This is a genomic window from Streptomyces sp. NPDC127068 (genome assembly GCF_042724695.1).
Classification (GTDB): Bacteria; Actinomycetota; Actinomycetes; order Streptomycetales; family Streptomycetaceae; genus Streptomyces.
This window is the reverse complement of record NZ_JBHXEN010000112.1, coordinates 1-5,309: the sequence shown is the minus strand read 5'-3', so window position 1 is coordinate 5,309 and position 5,309 is coordinate 1. Positions and strand designations below refer to the sequence as shown.

Annotated in this window: 5 protein-coding genes; 3 read left to right on the top strand and 2 right to left on the bottom strand. The window is 69.4% G+C overall.

Annotated elements, in window-relative coordinates:
- Positions 1 to 40 precede the first annotated feature (40 nt).
- The gene (locus ACFWIA_RS34960) at positions 41 to 586 is read right to left on the bottom strand and encodes a hypothetical protein (protein WP_387011309.1); all 546 of its coding nucleotides are present in this window, start codon (positions 584 to 586) and stop codon (positions 41 to 43) included.
- Positions 587 to 783: 197 nt separating this feature from the next.
- Positions 784 to 1,026, bottom strand: coding sequence for a hypothetical protein (locus ACFWIA_RS34955; RefSeq protein WP_387011308.1), 243 nt, complete (start codon positions 1,024 to 1,026; stop codon positions 784 to 786).
- A 264-nt stretch (positions 1,027 to 1,290) separates the two neighbouring features.
- Here ACFWIA_RS34955 and thyX point away from each other — a divergent pair, with 264 nt between their 5' ends.
- The 3 genes from thyX to ACFWIA_RS34940 all read left to right on the top strand — a co-directional run bounded on the left by thyX (position 1,291) and on the right by ACFWIA_RS34940 (position 5,042).
- Positions 1,291 to 2,031, top strand: a complete 741-nt coding sequence (gene thyX, locus ACFWIA_RS34950) for an FAD-dependent thymidylate synthase (protein ID WP_387011307.1) — start codon at positions 1,291 to 1,293, stop codon at positions 2,029 to 2,031.
- A 273-nt stretch (positions 2,032 to 2,304) separates the two neighbouring features.
- A complete protein-coding gene (gene dapA / locus ACFWIA_RS34945) occupies positions 2,305 to 3,204 on the top strand; it encodes a 4-hydroxy-tetrahydrodipicolinate synthase (protein ID WP_387011306.1) in 900 nt (299 codons plus the stop codon).
- Between the two features lie 152 nt (positions 3,205 to 3,356).
- The gene (locus ACFWIA_RS34940; protein WP_387011305.1) at positions 3,357 to 5,042 is read left to right on the top strand and encodes a ribonuclease J; all 1,686 of its coding nucleotides are present in this window, start codon (positions 3,357 to 3,359) and stop codon (positions 5,040 to 5,042) included.
- The last annotated feature ends 267 nt before the right edge of the window (positions 5,043 to 5,309 follow it).

Below are 5,309 nucleotides of genomic sequence, written 5' to 3'. Positions count from 1 at the left end.
GGGCACCGCCGTCACGTCGTGAACGAACCGGCCGGACGGTTCAGCCGGCGTACTCGTCGGCCCAGACCTCGATGCCGTCCGCGGCCCGGTCGAAGGCGCTCGACCGCGCCAGGAAGTCCGCGTTGTGGGTCGTCAAGAGCGGCAGCGCGGGGTCCGCCCCGCGGACGAGTACCAGCGCCTGGCCCTGGACCGTGCGCGGCAGCCCCAGCCAGCGCACCGGCTGCTGCACCGTGCGCACCGCGGACACCCGCCCCCAGGGGACGGTGACCGTCGTCAGGAACCTGACCCGGCGCAGACCCCGCGCACTCACCCAGGCCCCCACGCGCAGCAGCCGCAGCGCGGCCCCGATGATGAGCAGCGCCACCGCCATGCACACCCCGGCCGCGGACAGGGAGCCCGCCACCGCCATGATCATGGCGGCGAACAGGACGTACGAGGCCAACAGCAGCAGGAGCGCGGCGGCTCCCACCCGCCAGGGCCCGGGCCGGTAGGGGCGACGCCAACGGTCGCGGTCGTCGAACGGCAGCGCGACATCGTCCGACGCCTCGTCGAAGGCGCGGTCCGCCGTCAGAAAGGGCAGGGGCACGACTGGTCCTCACTCGATCAACGCACGGGTCCGTGCCCGGTGAGGTTATCGATACGTGACCGTGCCGACCACCCTCGGGGGGCCGGACGAGTCACCGCCGGACGACATCGCAGGTCAACGCGGTGCAAATCGAAACCACTCGATTCGGTGCGCTCACCGTCCCTCACTCACGGTGACCATCGCCCTCGGCGGGTCGCTCAGCGCCCCTCGACCGTCGCCTCGGACTGCTGGGTGCGCGAGGGGGACGTGTCGGGCGTCAGGGCCGGCGTGCCGAACACCAGGGCCCCCACGAGCCCCGCGACGACCGTGAGGCCGATGAGGCTGCGGCCCACCAGGGCGCCCGCGGACGCCCGCTCCCGGGGCGGGGGAGTGACGTTGCTGCGGAAGTTGTCTGCCTCGGCGACGAAGGCGAAGGGAACGGACTCGCGCCGGCGGAACATGGAGGCTCCTCTCCTGGAATCACACGGAAACACCGTCACCCCTAGAGACGCACAACAGCCCCGAATGGTGCCCCGTTTCACCGATTTCGCAGAAGTTCACCGCCCTTCGCCGTGGTTCATCGAACTACGCCACGAATCGGCAACGAAGCGGTCACCGCGCCCTGCGCCACCGGCGGCTCCGCCCTCCTGCGGGCAGGTGCCGTCCACCCCGCGACGTAGAGTGGTCGCCGCCCGAGCGACGCGATGGGAAGGACCCCCCGAACCGTGACCGACACCCCCGCCGACGACCAGAAGCCGAGCTTCCGCAGCGACATCACCGTCGAACTCGTGAAGCACACGGCGAGCGACGCCGACGTGCTGTTCGCCGCCCGCGTCTCGACCGTCGGGGAACAGTCCCTGGAAGAGCTGGAGAAGGACCCGGCCCGCTCCAAGGGGCTGATCAACTTCCTGATGCGCGACCGGCACGGCAGCCCGTTCGAGCACAACTCGATGACGTTCTTCATCAGCGCCCCGATCTTCGTGTTCCGCGAGTTCATGCGGCACCGGGTGGGCTGGTCGTACAACGAGGAGTCGGGCCGCTACCGCCAGCTGGAGCCGGTCTTCTACGTCCCGGACGAGTCCCGCAAGCTCGTCCAGCAGGGACGCCCCGGGAAGTACGTCTTCGTGGAGGGCACCCGGGCCCAGCAGGAACTGGTCGGCCGGGCCATGGAGGACTCCTACCGCCAGGCGTACGCCGCCTACCTGGAGATGCTGGAGGCCGGCGTCGCCCGCGAGGTGGCCCGCTCCGTCCTGCCGGTCGGCATGTTCTCCAGCATGTACGCCACCTGCAACGCCCGCTCCCTGATGCACTTCCTCGGACTGCGCACCCAGCACGAACTCGCCGCGGTGCCCTCGTTCCCGCAGCGCGAGATCGAGATGGTGGGCCAGGCGATGGAGCAGCACTGGGAGCAGCTGATGCCACTCACGCACGCCGCCTTCAACGCGAACGGCCGAGTGGCGCCGTAACACCCGCGACGCCCCCGCGGGACCGGAGCCGTCCGTGGACCCGCCGCCCGGTACGGGCCCCGCACGCGCCCGGTGGTGCGCGCGGGCACAGATGTGCGGGACGGCCCGGGATGGTGTCCGTATTGCAGCATTTCGCGAAGTTCATCTAGCCTGATCAAACGGACCCGGCACTGCTTGAACCCCCGAGCAGGCAGTGCCGGGCTCCACCTTCGTCACACACTCCGCGTCCCCCGCATGGGGACCGCGCGCTGAGCAGCGAGTAGCGTGTTACCCATGGCTCCGACCTCCACTCCGCAGACCCCCTTCGGGCGGGTCCTCACCGCCATGGTCACGCCCTTCGCGGCGGACGGCGCACTTGACCTCGACGGCGCTCAGCGGCTCGCCGCCCATCTGGTGGACGCCGGCAACGACGGCCTGGTGGTCAGCGGCACCACCGGGGAGTCCCCCACCACCACCGGGGCGGAGAAAAGCGACCTGGTCCGGGCGGTCCTCGACGCCGTCGGTGACCGCGCCCACGTGATCGCGGGCATCGGCACCAACGACACCCGCTCCAGCATCGAACTCGCCCGCGCGGCCGAACGAGCCGGAGCCCACGGCCTGCTCGCCGTCACCCCGTACTACAACAGGCCCCCGCAAGAGGGGCTGTACCAGCACTTCACCGCGATCGCCGACGCCACCGGCCTGCCCGTGATGCTCTACGACATCCCCGGCCGCAGCGGTGTCCCGATCAACACCGAGACGCTGGTCCGCCTCTCCGCGCACCCCCGCATCGTGGCCAACAAGGACGCCAAGGGCGACCTCGGCCGCGCGAGCTGGGCCATCGCCCGCTCGGGACTCGCCTGGTACTCCGGTGACGACATGCTCACCCTCCCGCTGATGTCCGTCGGCGCCATCGGCCTCGTTTCGGTCGTCGGCCACGTCGTCACCCCGGAGCTGCGCGCACTGGTGGAGGCGCACACCGCGGGTGACGTCCAGAAGGCGACGGAGATCCACCAGCGGCTGCTGCCGGTCTTCACCGGGATGTTCCGCACCCAGGGCGTCATGACCAGCAAGGCGGCACTCGCCCTCCAGGGCCTGCCCGGTGGACCCCTCCGGCTGCCGATGATCGGGCTCACCGCCGAGGAAACCACCCAACTGAAGAAGGACCTCGCCGCGGGCGGGGTGGAGCTCTAGCCCCCACGGGGTAGGGCTCACACCACAGACTTCACAACTGAATACGTACGCTGCCGGACCGACCCGGTCCGGCTTACCCACAACTGCTTTTGCACGAACGTCACGCGCGCCACGTGCCACCGGCACGTGGCGCGCGTGGTGAGGAGAGTCTTTTGAGTCATCCGCATCCTGAACTAGGCGCCCCGCCCAAGCTCCCCAAGGGCGGCCTGCGCGTCACCCCCCTGGGCGGCCTCGGCGAGATCGGCCGCAACATGACGGTCTTCGAGTACGGCGGACGCCTGCTGATCGTCGACTGCGGAGTGCTCTTCCCCGAGGAGGAGCAGCCCGGAATCGACCTGATCCTGCCGGACTTCTCGTCCATCAGGGACCGCCTCGACGACATCGAGGGCATCGTCCTCACGCACGGTCACGAGGACCACATCGGCGGTGTCCCCTTCCTCCTGCGCGAGAAGCCGGACATTCCGCTGATCGGCTCCAAGCTGACCCTCGCCCTGATCGAGGCGAAGCTCCAGGAGCACCGCATCCGCCCCTACACCCTGGAGGTGGCGGAGGGGAACCGGGAACGCATCGGCCCCTTCGACTGCGAGTTCGTCGCCGTCAACCACTCCATCCCGGACGCGCTGGCCGTGGCCATCCGCACCCCCGCCGGCATGGTCGTGCACACCGGTGACTTCAAGATGGACCAGCTCCCGCTGGACGGCCGTCTCACCGACCTGCACGCGTTCGCCCGACTCAGCGAAGAGGGCATCGACCTCCTCCTGTCGGACTCGACGAACGCCGAGGTGCCGGGCTTCGTCCCGCCCGAGCGGGACATCTCGAACGTCCTGCGCCAGGTGTTCGCCGGCGCCCGCAAGCGGATCATCGTGGCCAGCTTCGCCAGCCATGTGCACCGCATCCAGCAGATCCTGGACGCCGCGCACGAGTACGGGCGCCGGGTCGCGTTCGTCGGGCGCTCCATGGTCCGCAACATGGGCATCGCCCGTGACCTCGGCTACCTCAAGGTCCCCCCGGGCCTCGTCGTGGACGTGAAGACCCTCGACGACCTGCCGGACAGCGAGATCGTCCTGGTGTGCACCGGGTCCCAGGGCGAGCCGATGGCCGCCCTGTCCCGGATGGCCAACCGCGATCACCAGATCCGGATCGTCCAGGGCGACACGGTGATCCTCGCGTCGTCCCTCATCCCGGGCAACGAGAACGCGGTGTACCGCGTGATCAACGGCCTGACCCGCTGGGGCGCCAACGTCGTCCACAAGGGCAACGCCAAGGTCCACGTCTCGGGCCACGCCTCGGCCGGCGAGCTGCTGTACTTCTACAACATCTGCAAGCCCCGCAACCTGATGCCGGTCCACGGCGAGTGGCGCCACCTGCGGGCCAACGCCGAACTGGGCGCACTCACCGGGGTGCCGCACGACCGCATCGTGATCGCCGAGGACGGGGTCGTCGTCGACCTGGTCGGCGGCAAGGCGAAGATCGTCGGCAAGGTCCAGGCCGGCTACGTCTACGTGGACGGACTGTCGGTCGGCGACGTGGGCGAGCCCGCGCTCAAGGACCGCAAGATCCTCGGCGACGAGGGCATCATCTCCGTCTTCGTCGTCATGGACTCCAGCACCGGAAAGATCACCGGGGGCCCGCACGTCCAGGCCCGCGGCTCCGGCATCGAGGACGCGGCGTTCGCTGACGTCATCCCCAGGGTCATCGAGGTCCTGGAGCGCTCGGCGCAGGACGGCGTGGTCGAACCCCACCAGCTCCAGCAGCTGATCCGCCGCACCCTCGGCAAGTGGGTCTCGGACAACTACCGACGCCGCCCGATGATCCTGCCGGTCGTGGTCGAGGTCTGACCCGACCGAGCGCCAACCTGGGGCGGAGCACCTCGATTTGCATCGAGGCGCTCCGCTCCAGTACGTTTACGGCTCCGCCTGACAGGGAAGCACCGGCGCGCATGCGTGCCGAGGGCCTTCCGGGCAGGGCGGGAAATCCGACTCAGAGTCTTCTGATAAAGTCGGAATCGCTGGAAAGGAAAACGCCGAAAAGCGTTCTCCCGGAAAGCACCGAGGAAATCGGATCGGAAAGATCTGATAGAGTCGGAAACACCGAAGGGAAGCGCC